Genomic DNA, 18,011 nt, shown 5'->3' with positions numbered 1-18,011 from the left:
AAACTAAGTAAAGTGGTTTACAGCTTTCGATTGATGACACCGCGGTGTAACTGGTATTGCCCGATACGGGTATCTTCGAAATAGTGCTCCAAAGTGCGGTGCATAATGGGAAATGCAATCTCCCTCCAGGGAATTTCATCTTCGCGAAATAGCTCAACTTCGAGCGATTCAGGCCCGGGTCCGAAATTCATATCGGTCAATTCACCCCGGTACATCATGTAGACCTGATTGATATGGGGAATATCGTAGACGGAGTAGAGCTCGTCCACGCGGATACTGGCCCGGGCTTCCTCCCAGGACTCCCGCAAGGCGCCCTCTTCGCTAGTTTCGCCACTCTCCATAAACCCGGCAGGCAGAGTCCAGAGCCCCAGGCGTGGCTGTATAGCGCGCTTGCACAGCATCACCTTGTCGCCAACGTAAGGGACAACTCCGACAATAACACGGGGGTTGATGTAGTAAATGGCGCCGCAACTGCCACAGATGTGGCGGGGGCGGTCATCGCCCTTGGGAATGGAAAGTGTTACGGCGTTACTGCCGCATTGGCTGCAAAATTTCATGGCGTCAGTATACCTATGCGAGATTTGAGCGCCAGCTTCCGGACCGGTTGACGCCTATAGTTGTTAGTGATGTTGAAGTATAAAGGCGGTATCTACCCTGCGATGGCGCGTTTTTTTCTGCTCGGACTAGCGCTCCTTGCCCTTTGCGCCTGTGGTGGTAAAGGCGAAGAGGAAAAGGCGCCACCTCCCCCGCCAGTAGAAGTACTGGTTGTTAGGGAGGAGCCTGTTATCCCCCGCTTTGAATTCGTCGGACGGGTAGAGGCAACTGATGAATATCAAGTCCGCCCACGAGTACAAGGGTATATCCAGAGCCGCAATTTTACCGAGGGGGAAACCGTCCAGAAAGGGCAGTTACTGTTTGAAATTGACCCGCGCCCTTTTATTGCTGAACTGGCGAATCAGCGCGCCACTCTGGAACAATCCCAAGCCTCCCTGAGAGTTGCTGAACGGAACTTCCAGCGTGGCCGACGCTTGGTGGCCACTGGGGCTATCAGCCAGGTACAGATGGATGAGCTTGAAGGTAATTTTGAGGAAGCGGAATCCCAAGTCGATGCCAATCGCGCCAAAGTTCAAAGCGCTGAACTGGATCTTTCTTATACCAAAGTTTACGCGCCACTCACTGGAAGAATCGGGCGTACAGAATTTCCAGTGGGTTCCCTGGTGGGGCCAAGCACCGATCCCCTGGCCACCATCGTAAAAATGGATCCCATTTATGTGCTCTTTGAAGTGCCAGAAGAGCAACTTTATGCGGTGCAGGTGGATTCCCAGAGGCGACAGCGAGAGGGTTTAAGTCCCACTCGCCTGGATGTTCGCATTGAGTTACCCGACGGCAATTACTACCCCCATAAGGGCAAAATCGTATTTATCGATAATCAGATCGATCCCAATACCGGATCGGTAGCGGTGCGCTCCCTGTTTCCCAATCCAGGCCAACTATTAGTACAGGGCCAGTTTGCCCGAGTTTCCATAAGTGTCTACACCGGCAATGACGCCCTGAGGCCGCTGGTACCCCAGTCAGCGGTCATGGAGGATATGCAGGGCCGTTATGTCTTTGTTTTGGGCAAAGATAATATTGCGGAGAAGCGCTACCTGACCTTGGGGCAGAGGGAAGGGGAGTTGTGGGCTGTAGATCGCGGGCTTGTCGCCGGTGAATCTGTAATCGTTAATGGTTTGCAGAGGGTTGTCGCAGGAAAGCCGGTGACGCCGCAAAACACCCCTAGAAACCCCTACGATGTTGAAGCACCACCAGCCCCTCCCGCCGAGCAAAGTAGTAGTTCTGCGGCGAAATCTGGCTCTACAGATAGTCAAGGGGAGAGAGAGCTACCGGTAATTGATGGGGAAGCGGCACCAGCAAGCCCTGAATCTGAGGGGCATGACGATGACTACAAATAGCTGTCGCTGCCCATGATTAGTGCCTTTTGTATCCGGCGGCCACGATTCGCCTTTGTTATTTCCATATTGATCACCCTCGCAGGGATACTCTCCTTGCCACAATTACCGGTGTCGCAATTCCCTGAAATAACGCCACCGACCATCAATGTCGCTGCCACGTTTGCCGGTGCCAGCGCTGAAGTAGTGCGCGATAGTGTGGCTGTGCCGATTGAGTCGCAAGTTAATGGTGTGGAGGGCATGGATTATATGTCTTCCACCAGTGGCAATGATGGCTCCTACAGTCTCACAGTGACATTCAAGCCTGGCTACGACGATGACATCGCCCAGGTTAATGTTCAGAACCGGGTGGAGCAGGCCACTCCCCAGCTACCTGAGGATGTGAAAAGGGATGGGGTGGTAGTTTCCAAGCAGAGCACCACGCTGTTACTAGTAGTCAATTTGTTTTCCCCAGATGAAAAGTTTGATGAATTATTTCTGGCAAATTACGCCGAGATTTATTTAAAAGATGAATTGGCGCGGGTGCTGGGGGTGAGCAGTGTTGTTATTTTTGGCTCGCGCAATTACGCCATGCGCCTCTGGCTCGACCCCAACCGGATGGCCTCGTTAGATGTCACCGCCCAGGATGTTATCTCTGCTGTGCAGGCACAGAACGTAGAGGTAGCTGCCGGTCAGATCGGGGCGCCACCGATCCGCCAAGATCAGCAGTTCCAATACAATATTTTGGTGCAGGGGCGCTTGGTATCTCCCAGCGAGTTTGAGGACATCACCATCCGCGCCAAGCCCGATGGTGCCATGGTAAAAGTCAAGGATGTGGCGAGGGTGGAGCTGGGAAGTGAATCTTACTCTTCCTATGGGCAATTGGATAACCAGGCTTCAGCAGTGATAGGGGTGTACCAGCTGCCCGAGGCAAATGCGATCGAAGTGGCCGATGGCATTAAGGCCAAGGTTGCTGAGTTGTCGAAGCGCTTCCCGGATGGGCTGGAAGCGGAGATTCTCTACGACACCACCTTGTTTGTAGAAGCGTCAATTAAAGAAGTCGTGGAAACCCTGATTATTGCCCTGATACTGGTAATCCTGGTGGTTTTTTTGTTTCTGCAGGATTGGCGCTCTACGCTGGTACCAGCCATTGCTATTCCCGTATCCCTGATAGGCACCTTTGCCTTAATGCTGGCATTTGGGATGACGATTAACACCATCACATTGTTTGCCTTAATTCTGGCGATAGGCATAGTGGTAGATGATGCGATTATCGTGGTGGAAAACACCCAGCGGTTAATGGCTGATGGCCTCCCGCCAAAGGAAGCCGCGCTGGAATCCATGCGTGAAGTTACCGGCCCCGTTATTGCTACTACCCTTGTTTTGTTTGCAGTTTTTGTCCCGGTAATGTTGATGCCGGGAATTACGGGAAAAATGTATCAGCAGTTTGCTGTCACCATTTCAATGGCGGTGGCCATTTCCTCCCTGAATGCACTCACACTAAGTCCGGCTCTCTGTGCCAGTTTGTTAAAGCCGAGTAAAGACGGGGAAGTTGCCGGTATTAAGGAGACCGGTATTTTTGGTTTCTTTAATAAAGCTCTGCATATTTCTACAGGTTTTTATGTGGGAATGGTGAGGGCTTGTATCAAAATACCGCTTATCGGTATCGCCTCAATTATTCTGATTTTATTATTCTGTTATTTGCTCTTTACCCGAATCCCCACCGGTTTTATTCCCGATGAAGATCAGGGCACGTTTATGTTGCACGTGCAGTTGCCAGATGGATCTTCCCTGGAGCGAACCGGACCCATTGTCAATCAAGTGACCGATGTTCTAATGGAAGAGCCAGGTATGGCTCATGTGGTTGGTGTGCCCGGTTACAACCTGCTTACCAGCAGTGTTTCTTCCAATACGGCAATGATGTTTGCTGTGCTAAAACCCTGGGATGACCGCACGAATAGAGAAGATAGCCAGTTTGCCATTATGGATCGGGTACAGAAAAAATTATCTGCAATTCCCGATGCGCAAGTGCTGCCGTTTGTCATTCCACCACTTCCGGGTATTGGCACTGTTGGTGGATTTGAATTTGTACTCGAAGATCTACAGGGGCGCAGTATTACTGAATTGTCACAGGTCTTGTTTGACCTGCTGGGCAATGCCAATCAGCGCAGTGAAATCTCCCAGGCCTTTACCAGTTTTCAGGCCGCTACACCGCAGCTTGAATTAAAGGTGGATAAAGAAAAATCGCATGTGCTTGGGGTCCCCCTGCCGGATGTGTATTTAACGTTGCAAACCTTTTTGGGTGGCTATTACATCAATGACTTTAACCTATATGGAAAGGTCTTTCGTGTAATCGCTCAGGCCGATGCTCAATTTCGCGATAAAGAGGAAAATCTGGCTGGTTTTTATGTTCGTGCCAATAGTGGCGGTTTGGTACCGCTGACTTCTATCTCAACTATTACCCCGGTGGTCGCGCCACAAACAATAACCCGTTACAACTTATATAACAGCGTCACTATCAATGGATCACCGGCACCAGGGTATTCCAGTGGCCAGGCAATGGATGCTATGGAAGACTTGGCATCAAAGTTGCCAGAAGGTTATGGATACGAGTGGACGGGGATCAGCTTACAGGAGGTGACCGCGGGTAATCTGGCCCCAATCCTGTTCTCTTTGGCCGTTATATTTGTCTACTTGTTTTTGGTCGCCCAATATGAGAGCTGGACTATCCCCTTTGCAGTGATGTTGTGCGTCCCCATTGCGATTGGTGGCGCTATGTTTACGGTATTTATCGCGGGGTCTATCAACAATCTCTATACGCAGATCGGTTTGGTATTGCTGATTGGGATGGCAGCAAAGAGTGCGATTCTGATAGTAGAGTTTGCCTGCGTGGAACGCGATAAGGGTCGGTCTATTGCGGATGCGGCTCTATCGGCTACGCGCCTGCGATTCCGCGCGGTATTAATGACGGCCATGTCCTTTATTTTAGGGGTAATTCCACTACTGGTCGCCACCGGTGCTGGCGCAGTGAGCCGGGTTTCCCTGGGGCTGGTGGTCTTTGGCGGTATGTTGGCTGCGAGTCTCTTCGCCACTTTGCTAGTGCCTGTGTATTACGCCTTGGTGCAAACGGTGCGGGAAAAGCTGAAAGGGGGCTATACCCCCAAAATTGATGAGGATAAGACCGCGAATGGTGGGTCTGAATCCACCTGAGCCAAGCTGTTGATTGTGTGGTAGGGTGGTAAGTCACAAATGGATATTGTGGCATATCGCTCAGTGTTACCGCTGAAAAACGGTATGATGAATGTTATGGAGCCCCCGCAGCGATCGGGGCAGGGCACAGATTTATGCTAGAGATTATTGAACAGAAAATCGTAGGGCAAATTGAGGACTTGGAAGCAAGGGTTCCGGCAGGACCTGACCTGCAAGGCCATGCCGCAGTACTGATTGCCCTGACAGAAGAGCCGGACCCTCAAGTAATTCTAACTAAGCGCTCTGCAAATCTCTCCACACATTCCGGTGAAGTTTCTCTCCCTGGGGGGCGCTGGGATGCCACAGACCCATCGCTTCAATTTACCGCCTTGCGTGAGGCGGAAGAAGAAGTCAGCCTACCTATGGATGACGTGCGCGTACTGGGTCCCCTTTGGCCTCGCACTACCCGCTGGCAAGTACATGTGACTCCTTGGGTAGGGATAATTTCACCGGATATCCAATTGTTCCCAAACCCAGGAGAATTGGATGCGGTATTTCGAGTCCCCCTGTCTTTCTTTCTTGCAGACCCGCGTATTCGCACTGATCGTATTATTATTGATAACCAGGAAATATACCTTCCGGCGTATATGTATGAAAACTATGAAATCTGGGGCTTTACTGCAGGGGTATTAACCGAATTTTTAGTAAAAATATTAGGGGCATCAATAGGGCGCCGGGATGATGTGCCGCTGCGTGCACTTAATTAGCTCAGCTTACTAAATAGGATTTAGTTTTATTTTGGGGGAGGTTCAGGTATTGGCTCACCTAAGTCATCCCAAGCATCGATTAATATTTTCATTATTTTTCCGGCATCAGGGTCGGCGCTGAGGATTGGGAAATCAGGGGCTTCAGGAAGTTTAACTTCTTCTCCTCGTCGACATTCGATTAACCAGTTATTATCGATTTTAACGAGTTTGTCCCGGTACTCTCCAACAGCAGAAATGCGATAGCCGGATCGTGTTGCTATGATTTCTACGGTCGTTGCTTTCCCTGAGGCGGATTGCCCATCTTCAGAAATAAAATGTAGGGGGGAGCTTGTAATATGCCGGCTTCCCAACTTGCTGTGAACCGCTGCGTAGCGCTCCAGTTTTTCTCTTCCCCGAATCATAATATTGCCATGCTCAAATCGGCCATTGGGTGTAAATAATGAGGCCCAGCCTCGGGCATCATTGCTGTCGATAGTTAATGTATAACGGGCGAGTAGATCACTAATCGCTAGTCGATCTTTTAGCTGTTGAATCTCATCCATTTCTTCACCTTGACCTTTATCGCCAGTAGCTATTGAAGAGGATAGTTTCTAGTGATGGTTTTTGGGGGCGCACCTAGGATATTAATTGAGTATTAATCAAAACCCGTTATCTAACCCGGAATCCTGTAAGTAACCTTGAGAGAATTATTAATAAAATCGGGAAGTGTTTGTTTGTGTAAAGTGAAGCAATACCAAGCCCTAAAATCCTTTGTCGTTTGGTGACTATTTCACGGTTTTAGCTAATGGTGGGATTTATTTGAGACGTAAGCACTAGATATACTGTAAGGTTCTTATATCCTTAATTTTTCTTATTATATACGTTATTGGATTGCTTGAATGAGATCTCTCTCTTTTTTCTGTGTGTTGCTGGGAATCGGATTAATCCAGGCTTGTGCAATGTCCACTGTACCTCCTAAGTATCAGGGACAATGGGCTGGAACCGAGGAATCCTGTAACGCTTCTTCATCGGCCGACTCGATGACTCTGGCGGATAGTCGTATTCAATTTACGGAGTCTTCAGGCCAGTTGATGTCTGCTAGCCAGAGTGATGGCAATCTTCATCTGGTTTTCAATATGCAAGGTGAAGGAGAAGCTTGGAAGTCAGAGGAGGTGTACTCTCTGACATCTGGCGGAAAGGTACTGGTACGTTATACCCAGGATTCTACGTTTAAGTATTTCCGCTGCAATTGATTGGCATTGAAGGCTGGGTTAGAACTCAGTTGTTTAAATGACTGGAGCTTGCAGCTCTGGTCATTTAAATATGGAGTTGCCTGTTAAAATATCTACTCGGTCCACGCGACAAATTTCTCTTTGTATTTCTTTGTGAAATGAACACCCCCCCCTTTGTACCTATTGAGTTAACAGGCTGCAGGTAGCTCCCTGTAGAGTGAATTTCTAAAGTTTCAAATGCAGGTCTATTTGGGCTGCTATGAGGTTATCTTGATAGTTATAAATAGACTAAACCTTTCTCTACTATTAATTTTTACTACAGATTTGCAATTGGGACTTGATAGCCTTGATAAAAGTCTGAACTTTTGTTGGCGGTCTTTTGGAAAATAGATGCATATAATGGATGGGCGCAGCGGCAACAGATGTTATTGGACAAAGTGTGCCGGTATCCACTTTTTTTCGAGCGATAATATCGGGCAACCTGGCAATCCCAATTCCGGCTTCGGTTAACTGTACTATATCGTGTAGGGAGTTACAGCGAACCTTAGGCGTGGCCTTTACCTGAATCCCATTTTTCAATTCATACTTTAATGGCATGCCCTGCCAATCATTAGCGATATGCGGCCAATTTTGTAGTTCAGTAAGGTCTGAGGGAATGCCACATAGCTTTTCAATAAGCTGCGGGCTGGCGTAGAGACTTTCTCCTAACAATCCCAACTTTGAAACTTTTGCCGATTGAAGTGCAAGGCTGCCTACGCGAATGGCCAGGTCTACCTGCGATTCAATCAAATCCATGGGTGAGTCATTGGCTAACAGCCTGATTCTCAGTTGCGGGTGCTGTTCGGCCAGCTTAATGATTGCAGGAATAATTACTGGCTCGCACAGTGCGTGAGGTGCTGTTACAGATAGGGAGCCCGCCAATTTGTCGCCGCTATTCCTAAGACCCGCTATTGCTGAGTTATAAATATCTTTGATCTCCCGGCAATGGGCGTAAAACTCTGAGCCGGCCTCGGTGAGAGATAGGGAGCGGGTACTGCGGTAAAGCAAGCGGGTGCCGATATCAGACTCCAACCGGGTAACTGCTTGGCTTACTGCCGATTTGGTCCGCTCCAGGCGGTCGGCTGCCAGTGTGAAGCTGCGCGCCTCTACAACGGCTAGGAATACCTGCATATCCTCCAGGCTTGGCTTCATTGTTTAATTTTCCTAAACACTAATATCAATTAATGGATGTTTATCACAACCATGGCTATGGGGCAATCTATAGGCACAAGGTCGTTACCTATTACAGAAGAGGATTTTGATATGAGCGACATTCTGATTGAGAAAACAAAAGCTGCCAGTGAACAGTGGAAGTCTTACTTCAATAGTGGCAATGCAGCTGGGTGTGCATCCATGTATGAAGAGCAGGCTCAGATGACTGCCAAACCCTTTGGCCAGTTCGAAGGTCGAAAGAATATACAAGCTTTCTGGCAAAATCTGGTAGATCAGGGTTTTGCAGATGTGACCTATATTGGCGCAAAAATTGAAGTAGTGGATGAAGTCTCAACCGTACTCTCAAGTAATTGGAAAATGAACAACGCAGAAGGTGTCATCACTCGTGAGCTCTGGGTCCTACAGAAGGACGGTACTATGCTACTGCGTGATGACCAGTTCGAAGCTATAAATCCTAGCGAAAAGTAAGGGAGCTAGCCGTGAGTGAATTTTGGAATAGCTTTACCCGTGAGAAAACGGACGAGCAATATAACCCAACGTTGTGGACCCGCCGCCTTCCAACCGATCTGCTGCTGCCTTCTCATGCTGAGTTTACTGGTAGTCGTAGCTCGGCATATCGCAACGCGATTAAGGGCGGTTTGCAAACTGTCAATTTTGGGGAAGGTGATTTAGCTGGCTCGATGGATGTTTTCAGGTCAGACGAAGTTGCTGAGGATGCACCGGTCGTAATTTATATTCACGGTGGCTGGTGGCAGTGGTTTTCAAAAGAGCAGTTTTCTTTTCTGGCCGAGCCTTTTAATAAAGAGGGGTTTGCGGTCTATATGCCGGGTTACCGTATGGCCCCGGATTGGGAAAATGATACTCCAATGGAGTCTATTGTCTTACAGATGCAGTGGGCAATGGCGAGCGTGCTGAATGAGGCTGAAGAAAGAGGGGCTCCATCTGTGTATCTTGTGGGGCATTCGGCAGGTGGTCAACTGGTAGCACTGTTGCATCAAACGGATTGGAGTCAATTTGGTGTACCGGCATCTGCTCAAAGTAAGTTTAAAGGTGCATTTTCCCTGGCAGGACTATTTGACATTCGGCCACTGGTCAATAGTTTTGTCAATGACGCCATTAATATGTCGATGGAATCTGCCGAAAAGGTAAGCCCCCAGCTGCTAGAGCCGGGTATTGACACAACTGAATGCCCGCTGCATCTAATTGTGCCTGAATTTGATACGCCAGAGTTTTTTCGGCAGACGAAAGAATATCAAGAGAAAATGCTAAAAATGGATAACCCCTGTTATTTCAAATTAGCGAATAATCGGGATCATCTTGACTTGATAGAAAACCTAGTTAACGATCAAGATGAAATTATGAATTACATGATTGGTAATATGCAAGAGTAGTTTTAAGAGGTTGTTTTTAATTCTGCTGCTGAAATTAAATTAATTGAATTTATTTGATTCTCTCTGTTGGTTGGGTAGGCCTCAGCTTTGTCGGTTGAGGCTCTATTCGACATAAATAGTGCCATATGCTTTGCCCGTCGACGGGATGGCGTGATTCTTTTGGTTTCTAGTGTAATAAATTGTTAGTAGGTCTCGACATATCCGTAGATTGTTTTCATGCCGGTAAATATCTATCAGGTTGATATATTTTTTTTAATGGTTCTTTGCTGGGGCTAAGCATAAAGTTGTTTTCGTTATCCAGGAATAAGGTTGTTTGACTCAAAATAAATCTGTTTTCGGGTTTGCTAAGTGATAAATGACAGGTCTTTAGTTTTCATGTTTTTACACGAGGTTTGATTTAAATAAATTAAGGAGGATTTAATATGCCAATGGTCAATTTCTCTACATTGGTAGTGCCCCGGGGGTTGAATGTACCAACGGAACAGGATTTTGAGGATGCAGTTGAAGGGTATATTGATGTTGAGGCTTTGGGGGCGTTAATTCCCCTGGGTACTCAGGATGTTTATGTTCCTGGCCCCAGAACATTTGCTGGATTCAAGTACGAGTGGAGCTGCACTGCCTTCAGGTGGTCTGTCTGGGGGCATGGCCCAGATTCGAGAGCAAATCCTAACCATTTAGCTGCGCAAGAGTGGACGCTAAGGGTTAAAAAAGGTAACCGATTTCTAACTTATGCTGAGGTTGGTCTTGGACCAGGCAGAGCTATCTTTCCCGGAACTCGTTGGGTTAGGGGGAATAATGCACAATATTCGCATATTCCCCTTATGTTAACTTGATAAGATGAATAAAAAGTTACTTATATAGTGGCCCGCCGACTTAACTGACGTTGCTTAAAGATTGGTTCAGATATGCTGTTTTTTACAAGTTAAGAAAGGCGGGCTTAAATAATTCTTCTTGTTAAAGAAATAGACGAAGAATCTCATTCTATATGTTTAGAGGTTGATAATTCAGTATTGTTAATTCCCAGTGTATGAGAATGTCACCGTTAAACTACCCTAATAGATAAACAGTTCTGGGCGAGCAGGAAAAAATAATAAATAGCTACCTTGCAAGGGAATTGCACACGAGTTTTATTGTAAGGCTTAGCTATAACCGGGCCGTAATTTTATTGGGCAAACTTCAGGGTTTATAAGGTTTCGCCAATTGGGGTTTTTCTGAAGCAATATAATTAAGTCTGGCGGCTTACTGTGTCTTTATGAGTTTAGAAGGTAGATCCTATAAGGAAATACATCTCTTCCCCATTTGAGAGTAAGCGTCTATATAAATCTAATCTACGAATTATAATGGGCGCCTGTTTCCTCCTCCTGGATAGATTATGCCGAGACCCAAATCCACTGTCTCTTTGGATGAGGTGCACTGGGGTGCACTCAAAACCCTCTTCCCCTACTTATTGGAGTTCCGCCGCGCCGTAGTCTTGGCGATCCTCTGCCTGATTGGCGCCAAGGTTGCGGGCGTTACCCTGCCATTTTTGCTCAAACATATTGTCGATGACCTGGATAGTGCTGGGGGTATGGCCCAGGCAGTGGCATTACCTTTGGGGCTGCTGTTGGCCTATGGGGCTGTGCGCCTTTCCAGCACTCTGTTTGGCGAACTGCGAGACACGATTTTTGGCCGTGTCACTGAGCGGGCCCAGCGCCGGATCGGGTTGGAAGTGTTCCAGCATTTGCACAAACTGGACCTGGATTTTCACCTGAACCGCCGTACCGGCGGGCTCTCTCGGGATATCGAGCGGGGCAATAGCGGCATCGGGTTCCTGATGCGGTTTATGGTCTTCAATATCGTACCCACGCTGGTAGAGATAGCTATGGTGGCGGGGTTGCTCTGGTGGAATTACAGCGGGTTATTTGCGCTATTAGTGCTGGCCGCAGTGATTATTTATATCGGCTTTTCTGTGGTAGCCACTGAATGGCGTACGCGCTTTGTCAGGGAGTTGAATGAGGCGGAGTCACAGGCCAGTAGCCGTGCAGTTGATAGTCTGCTCAACTATGAGACCGTTAAATACTTTGCCAATGAGCGACATGAATCCGGTCACTATGACCGGGAGCTGGCCAGTTGGGAGAAGGCCCGGCGTAAGAACAGGCTGTCCTTGTTTGGCCTAAATAGTGGCCAGGCGCTGATTATTGCCAGCGCTATGTGTGCAGCAATGGTTCTTGCCGCGGTAGGAGTCACCAAAGGCACTATGACCATAGGTGACTTCGTATTGGTGAATGCCTTTATGATGCAGATCTTTATACCGCTAAATTTCCTCGGCTTTGTGTACCGGGAGATGAAGGGGGCACTGGCAAATATTGAGAAGATGTTCTCTTTACTGGCGGTAAAACCTGCTGTGGAAGATCTTCCCCAGGCGGCCCCCCTCACTGTGATGGAGGGCCGAATTGAGTTTGATAACGTCCAGTTTGGCTACAAAGATAATCGCCAGATCCTCAAAGGTATCAGCTTTGTTGTGGAACCACGGCAAAAAGTGGCAATTGTTGGCGCTAGCGGTGCAGGTAAGTCCACCCTCTTTAAGCTCCTGTTTCGTTTTTATGACGCTAACAGCGGTTCCATTTCCATTGATGGCCAGGATATTCGCAGTGTTTCCCAGGAGTCGCTGCGCAGGGCTATTGGTGTTGTGCCTCAGGATGCAGTGTTGTTCAACCAGTCGATCCGGGACAACGTACGTTACGGACGTGTAGATGCCTCAGATACTGAGGTGGATGAGGCGATCCGTCACGCTCAGCTGGAAGGCTTTGTTCAGCAACTGCCAGAGGGGGCTGATACCCTGGTGGGGGAGCGGGGTCTCAAATTGTCCGGAGGGGAAAAGCAGCGGGTTGCTATCGCTCGGGCCCTGCTGAAAAAGCCTCCGATTATGATCTTTGACGAAGCGACCTCATCTCTCGACAGCCACTCAGAGCAGGGCATAGTGGCATCCCTGCAGGAGATCGCCCGCGAGCAGACATCGTTAGTGATCGCTCACCGCCTCTCCACAATTGTGGATGCAGACTGCATTCTGGTAATGGATCAGGGCGGAATAGTCGAGCAGGGAGCCCACCGGGAATTGATGCAGGCTGACGGACACTACGCGGCCCTCTGGCGTATGCAGCAACAGGAGCGTGGAACTGAGCCCCAGGCGGCCGAGGTGCCTACGCCATGACGGTTGATAAATCCCTACAGCCAGACTAATGTGGCGCCGATACAAAAAAATGATAGGCAGAGCGATATGACCATTCCTTTTCAGGCTACCAAGATAGCGGCAGCAGTGTTGGCACTGGCCCTTGTTGGCGCTTGTTCCAAAAAAGAGCAGCAGCCCGAAGAAGTTGCCAAAGCGGAAGCTGAGGCGCAGATTGTGGAGTCCAAGACTGTACCTGTACCCTCAGGCCAAAAGGTAGAAGATGCGGACAAGCGTTTTGATATCTATGTACCTGTTGAGCTTACCGCAAACCTGAGTGGTCTCTCCGACAACCAGCGCAAAATGATTGGCCTGCTGATCGACGCCAGCCAGATTATGGATCGCCTGTTCTGGTTGCAATCCTACGGCCCAGCTGAGGAATTGCTGCCGGATATTGAAGACAACCGTGCTCGTAAGTTTGCCGATATCAACTATGGCCCCTGGGACCGTCTTAACGACAATAAGCCGTTTATTGTTGGTTATGGAGATAAGCCCCTGGGTGCTAATTTCTACCCAGCGGACATGACCCGCGAAGAGTTCGAGAAATGGGACCAGGCAGGAAAAGACGGCTTGTACTCCTTGGTACGCCGCAATGAGTCTGGCAGTCTCGAACTGGTGCCTTACAACGAAGCCTACAATGCGGACCTGAATAAGGCGGCCAGCATTCTGCGCCAGGCAGCTGAATTGGCTGAGAGCAAAGAATTTGCTAACTACCTCACTATGCGTGCCGATGCACTTCTCTCCGATAATTTCCGCCCCAGTGATATGGCCTGGATGGATATGAAGGAGAATGATATCGATGTGGTTATTGGTCCTATTGAAAACTATGAAGACCAGCTGTTTGCCTATCGTACCGCTTATGAGTCCTACGTCCTGCTGAAAGACAAAGAGTGGAGTCAAAAACTGGCCAAGTTTGCCGCTCTGCTGCCCGAGTTGCAGAAAGGTTTGCCAGTTGAGGAAAAATACAAATCTGAAGAGCCCGGTACTGATTCAGACTTGAATGCCTACGATGTACTCTTCTACGCCGGCCACAGTAACGCGGGCTCCAAGACTATTGCCATTAACCTTCCCAATGATGAGGAAGTGCAGCTGGCCAAAGGCACTCGCCGTTTGCAGCTGAAGAATGCAATGCAGGCCAAGTTTGACAAGATCCTGGTGCCGATTAGCGATGTATTGATTGCAGAAGATCAGCGCAAGAATATTACCTTCCCGGCATTCTTTGCCAATACCATGTTCCATGAAGTGGCCCATGGTTTGGGAATTAAAAAGACCGTAGAAGGCGGTAATAATGTTCGCCAGGCTTTGAAGGAAACCTCTTCTGCCCTGGAAGAAGGTAAGGCTGATATCCTGGGTCTGTACATGGTTACCCGCTTACATGAAAAAGGTGAGCTGGAAGATGGCCAGTTGATGGATAACTATGTGACCTTCCTGGCGGGTATCTTCCGCAGCGTACGTTTTGGTGCGGCCAGTGCCCATGGTAAAGCCAACATGATGCGCTTTAACTACTTTAAGGAGCAGGGTGCCTTCACTCGCGATCCCAAGACTGGTCAATACAGTGTTGATTTTGAAAAGATGCAGCAGGCGATGACCAACTTGTCTCGTTTAATCATTACTATTCAGGGTGATGGCGATTACGAGGAAGCCAAATCATTGCTGGAGACCAAAGGCGTAATTGGCCCTGAACTGCAGGCTGATTTGGATCGTTTGGCCGAAGCCAATATTCCTGTTGACGTTACCTTTATTCAGGGTAAAGAAGTACTTGGTTTGAAGTAATTTCCTTACCTTTTGTTTAAAAAACCCGGCGCCTGCCGGGTTTTTTTGTGCCCCGAAACTTTACCCCCCCTTCGATTTGCTATTTCTCCGCTGATTGCAGCTTGGTACTTTAGGTACTTTTTCTTATGGCGGAATTAATAGTCACGTCCAAACTAAGGAGGCAGTCTGCATCCCAGGCTAGGAAATCCAGCTCTTATACAATATTGACAGAGGTTTTACATGGATATTAAGCAGTCAGTTATTAAGTTATTAATATTAGGCGTAATGGGGCTATTTACAGCGTCATACTCTTTTGTAGTATCCGCTCAGGTATCCTGTGGTGATGTTATTGCAACCGCCGAAGTGCTTACACAGGATTTACTATGTGACCTTACTGCCGCTGAGCCTGATGCCCTTACGATAGTTGGTCCTGAAGGCAGTTTGAGTATGGGAGATTTTTCTGTGACCTGTGCTACAGGTGCGGGATTTGGCGGTGCTGGAATACGTATCCTGGGCCAAGGTGCGGTGTTGACTGGCGGTGCCATTAATGATTGTTTTGACAATATTTTTATAGAGGGTGTGGGTTATCACACGGTCATAGGAACTGAACTTATTAATAGTGTTGACGATGGTATTGATATTGACAGTATCTTTAACATTATTAATGGATGCATAATTACCAACAGTGGTCGGGTGGGTGTTGATATGGATGATGATTTCAATACTCTCTCTTCTTGTGTTGTATCGCTCAGTGTCTCTGATGGAATTCAGGTAGATGATAGCTTTTCAAATGTGTTCAATAATATATCTACATTCAATGGTGGAGCAGGAATTCTAATCGAGGGCTCATCCAGTAATATAATCTCCCAAAATTTAGTATCAAGTAATGATGGTGGAGGTATCGTTTTGGAATTCACGAATTCAACTAATAATGTCATAACTGGAAATTTCTCTGAACTTAATCTTTCCTTTGATTTATATGATACGGTTGATCCCGATTGTAGTGGCACCAACATTTGGTACGCTAATGATGCCATTACTAAAAGTCCAAGCTGCCTGGATTGAATTTTTTCGCGATTTGCGAAACTTACTAAAAAGGGAGAAGGAAAGACTACACCGCGCTCGGGACCCTATGAGGCATGGATGCCGATTAGGAGCTTACAGGGATGTATTCACTGCGTGTCTCGAGTGCGGTGTAGTCTTTCCTTCCACCCCAGTAGTAAGTTGTGTCTATTAGGCGATTCAATTGAATAGTGAGAGTTAGCCTAAACTTGAGTCGCCTTTTGGTTTTCTTTAAGTTTGTGAGGCGATTCAAAAAATAGCTGTTTGTGATGAGGCATTGATGGCTATGAATCGTAGTGCTGTTAATGCACAATAAATTTGATGCTATATTCTAATTGTTTGGCGGTTAAGCGGTATAAGTGAAGCTCCCAATTGATCAATATAATTCAACTATAACAATGGATTAATTATGTCTCGTGTTCTGTACTCGGGTACTAAAAATGCATCCACTTGGGCCTTTAGGGCTTGGTTGGCATTGCGTGAACAGGAAGTTCAATTTGAGGAAGTGGTTGTAGATATTCGCCGGCCACAGCGATTCCAGAATTTACAGCGTATAGGAGAGCTATCCCCTGCGAGATCAGTACCCGTACTGGAAGAGGGGGATATAATTATTTTTGATTCCTTGGCCATTATGGAATATGCCAATGACATTGGCTCTGGTGAACTGTTACCTCAAGATCCATTGATGCGGGCCCGAGCCCGGGCCATGCTTAGCTGGCAACATTCCGGGTTGTCCGGGTTGTGTCCACGCCTATCCTTTGAAAGTGCATTTTATCCAGATAAACGTCTAATGACCCCCGAAGAAGAGATGGATGCGGAGCGCTTATTTGCCGCCTGGGAAGGAGAGCTTGAGCAAAGTGGTGGCCCTTACTTGATGGGTGCTTTGTCCCTGGCAGATTTAGCCTTTGTACCAACAGTGATAAGAATTTTCTCCCACGCCCCAAATTTGCAGCCCTGGCCGCTTACTAAACAGTGGATAGACCGGTTGCTGGCGCGTGACAGCGTAAAAGAGTGGATGTCAGAGGCCACTGAACTGCCGCCGGTAGTACTGTCGGATTATCGGTAGGGACTAACTTCCGCAGAGATCAGGATTTTTTAGTGACTAAACCCGTTAGGTGAAGCTGTACCAGCTTCACCTTTTTTACTATTAGTGGCGTAAATTAATCGGAAAAAGAAGCAGGGTACGTATTTTTTATCGTAAGAAAGTTTCAAGCGCAATCACTGGCTAATAGTGATGCCAATGAGGTCTAAACTGTGCTGGGTTAACCAGTGCGCCAGTTGATGTTTGAGGCGATCAATTTATCAAATATTAAGGATAATATTTAGATCAATGAAAAGATTAGCCTTTAGTCTATGTTTCTTGTTGAGTAGTGGTGTACAGGCATCGTGCCACTTGGAAGAATATGAACGCTTTATCAATACTCAAAGCCTGGTAATGCTTGAGGCCTCTGTAAAACTATTCGAGGAGGATAAGGAGAAGTTTAAAATTATTAAACCGTTTGTAAAATTGGAAGTGCGCAATAACAAGCTTAAGGTTTATGTGGCGAAGAAATTGAGTGAGAAGGAATCCACCGTTCTTAACTTTGAGGGCCCTATTGCAAATTACGTTCCCAGCGTATCCGTGCAAATTATGCCGGACGGCTCCATACGGGATAAGGTTGATTTGGCGATGTCTGATGATGTTTTTTATCGCACAGAGAAAACTGCCATGGAGCCACTGCAAAGTTTATATATGTTTAACGAGGGAATGAATGCGGCGGAAAAGAGAAAATTCACACGTGCAAGAAACTCCCTGAGTAAGCATATGGAGACCATCGAGCAATTTTCATACATGAAGAGAGCCTTCACAATGCGTCTTGAAAATGTTTGTCCGGTAAATAGCTAAACACCTAGACGTTCATGCTACTGTTTGAAATAAAAACTATAGCTTTGTTCCTGGCTACGGCGCTTGCAGAGATAATAGGCTGCTACACGGCTTACTTGTGGTTAAAGCAGGACAAGAGTATTTGGCTTCTAGTACCTGGCGGTATAAGTTTGGCGATATTTGCTTGGTTATTGACGTTGCATCCGGCTCCAGCGGGCCGGGTGTATGCCGCCTATGGGGGAATTTATATTTTTTCCTCAATAATGTGGTTATGGCTGGTTAACGGTGTTAAACCCACTGTTTGGGATGTGAGTGGTGCCGCTGTAGCAATGCTGGGTATGGCTATCATTATGTTTTCACCGAGGCAGATGATCAATTAGATTTGATAAATCTATGCGCTTATTTAAGGGTGACTTTGTGATTTATCCTTAAA

General features: G+C 47.4%; 15 protein-coding genes. 12 read left to right on the top strand and 3 right to left on the bottom strand.

The window, feature by feature from the left end; all coding sequences use genetic code 11:
* Nucleotides 1-17: 17 nt before the first annotated feature.
* Nucleotides 18-557 (bottom strand): NUDIX hydrolase, encoded by a 540-nt coding sequence (locus ACJJI5_RS18070; RefSeq protein ID WP_413664813.1) that lies wholly within the window; start codon nucleotides 555-557, stop codon nucleotides 18-20.
* Between the two features lie 69 nt (nucleotides 558-626).
* Between ACJJI5_RS18070 and ACJJI5_RS18065 the strand changes: the two genes are divergently transcribed.
* The 3 genes from ACJJI5_RS18065 (at nucleotide 627) to ACJJI5_RS18055 (ending at nucleotide 5,881) form a co-directional block, all read left to right on the top strand.
* Nucleotides 627-1,949, top strand: a complete 1,323-nt coding sequence (locus ACJJI5_RS18065) for an efflux RND transporter periplasmic adaptor subunit (RefSeq protein WP_413664814.1) — start codon at nucleotides 627-629, stop codon at nucleotides 1,947-1,949.
* Between the two features lie 12 nt (nucleotides 1,950-1,961).
* Complete coding sequence (locus ACJJI5_RS18060; RefSeq protein WP_444912383.1) at nucleotides 1,962-5,135, top strand: efflux RND transporter permease subunit; 3,174 nt, start codon at nucleotides 1,962-1,964, stop codon at nucleotides 5,133-5,135.
* A gap of 134 nt (nucleotides 5,136-5,269) precedes the next feature.
* On the top strand, nucleotides 5,270-5,881 hold the full coding sequence (locus ACJJI5_RS18055) for a CoA pyrophosphatase (RefSeq protein WP_444906063.1): 612 nt from the start codon (nucleotides 5,270-5,272) through the stop codon (nucleotides 5,879-5,881).
* Nucleotides 5,882-5,907: 26 nt separating this feature from the next.
* On the opposite strand, the gene ACJJI5_RS18050 is transcribed toward ACJJI5_RS18055, so the two are convergent.
* Nucleotides 5,908-6,423 carry a nuclear transport factor 2 family protein gene (locus tag ACJJI5_RS18050; protein ID WP_444898211.1) on the bottom strand — a complete coding sequence of 172 codons (516 nt, stop codon included), beginning with the start codon at nucleotides 6,421-6,423 and terminating at the stop codon, nucleotides 5,908-5,910.
* 336 nt (nucleotides 6,424-6,759) lie between these two features.
* Here ACJJI5_RS18050 and ACJJI5_RS18045 point away from each other — a divergent pair, with 336 nt between their 5' ends.
* Nucleotides 6,760-7,113 (top strand): hypothetical protein, encoded by a 354-nt coding sequence (locus tag ACJJI5_RS18045; RefSeq protein WP_445354842.1) that lies wholly within the window; start codon nucleotides 6,760-6,762, stop codon nucleotides 7,111-7,113.
* 285 nt (nucleotides 7,114-7,398) lie between these two features.
* Here ACJJI5_RS18045 and ACJJI5_RS18040 read toward each other — a convergent pair whose 3' ends face one another.
* Complete coding sequence (locus ACJJI5_RS18040; protein WP_445354841.1) at nucleotides 7,399-8,283, bottom strand: LysR family transcriptional regulator; 885 nt, start codon at nucleotides 8,281-8,283, stop codon at nucleotides 7,399-7,401.
* Nucleotides 8,284-8,394: 111 nt separating this feature from the next.
* Here ACJJI5_RS18040 and ACJJI5_RS18035 point away from each other — a divergent pair, with 111 nt between their 5' ends.
* The 8 genes from ACJJI5_RS18035 to ACJJI5_RS18000 all read left to right on the top strand — a co-directional run bounded on the left by ACJJI5_RS18035 (nucleotide 8,395) and on the right by ACJJI5_RS18000 (nucleotide 17,958).
* A complete protein-coding gene (locus ACJJI5_RS18035) occupies nucleotides 8,395-8,772 on the top strand; it encodes a Cif family virulence factor (protein ID WP_413664820.1) in 378 nt (125 codons plus the stop codon).
* Between the two features lie 11 nt (nucleotides 8,773-8,783).
* Complete coding sequence (locus ACJJI5_RS18030) at nucleotides 8,784-9,695, top strand: alpha/beta hydrolase (protein ID WP_445354840.1); 912 nt, start codon at nucleotides 8,784-8,786, stop codon at nucleotides 9,693-9,695.
* 1,372 nt (nucleotides 9,696-11,067) lie between these two features.
* On the top strand, nucleotides 11,068-12,885 hold the full coding sequence (locus ACJJI5_RS18025; protein WP_445354839.1) for an ABCB family ABC transporter ATP-binding protein/permease: 1,818 nt from the start codon (nucleotides 11,068-11,070) through the stop codon (nucleotides 12,883-12,885).
* A gap of 66 nt (nucleotides 12,886-12,951) precedes the next feature.
* Nucleotides 12,952-14,673: a DUF8614 domain-containing protein gene (locus tag ACJJI5_RS18020; RefSeq protein WP_444912390.1), complete on the top strand. Its 1,722-nt coding sequence runs from the start codon at nucleotides 12,952-12,954 to the stop codon at nucleotides 14,671-14,673.
* A 219-nt stretch (nucleotides 14,674-14,892) separates the two neighbouring features.
* Nucleotides 14,893-15,717: a right-handed parallel beta-helix repeat-containing protein gene (locus ACJJI5_RS18015; RefSeq protein WP_445354838.1), complete on the top strand. Its 825-nt coding sequence runs from the start codon at nucleotides 14,893-14,895 to the stop codon at nucleotides 15,715-15,717.
* A gap of 406 nt (nucleotides 15,718-16,123) precedes the next feature.
* Nucleotides 16,124-16,780: a glutathione S-transferase family protein gene (locus ACJJI5_RS18010; RefSeq protein ID WP_445354837.1), complete on the top strand. Its 657-nt coding sequence runs from the start codon at nucleotides 16,124-16,126 to the stop codon at nucleotides 16,778-16,780.
* A 264-nt stretch (nucleotides 16,781-17,044) separates the two neighbouring features.
* The gene (locus tag ACJJI5_RS18005; protein ID WP_445354836.1) at nucleotides 17,045-17,599 is read left to right on the top strand and encodes a hypothetical protein; all 555 of its coding nucleotides are present in this window, start codon (nucleotides 17,045-17,047) and stop codon (nucleotides 17,597-17,599) included.
* A gap of 20 nt (nucleotides 17,600-17,619) precedes the next feature.
* The gene (locus ACJJI5_RS18000) at nucleotides 17,620-17,958 is read left to right on the top strand and encodes a YnfA family protein (RefSeq protein WP_444898250.1); all 339 of its coding nucleotides are present in this window, start codon (nucleotides 17,620-17,622) and stop codon (nucleotides 17,956-17,958) included.
* Nucleotides 17,959-18,011 lie beyond the last annotated feature (53 nt).

The organism is Microbulbifer maximicatervae (SeqCode) (assembly GCF_052467955.1).
This window is presented reverse-complemented; position numbering and strand designations above follow the sequence as displayed.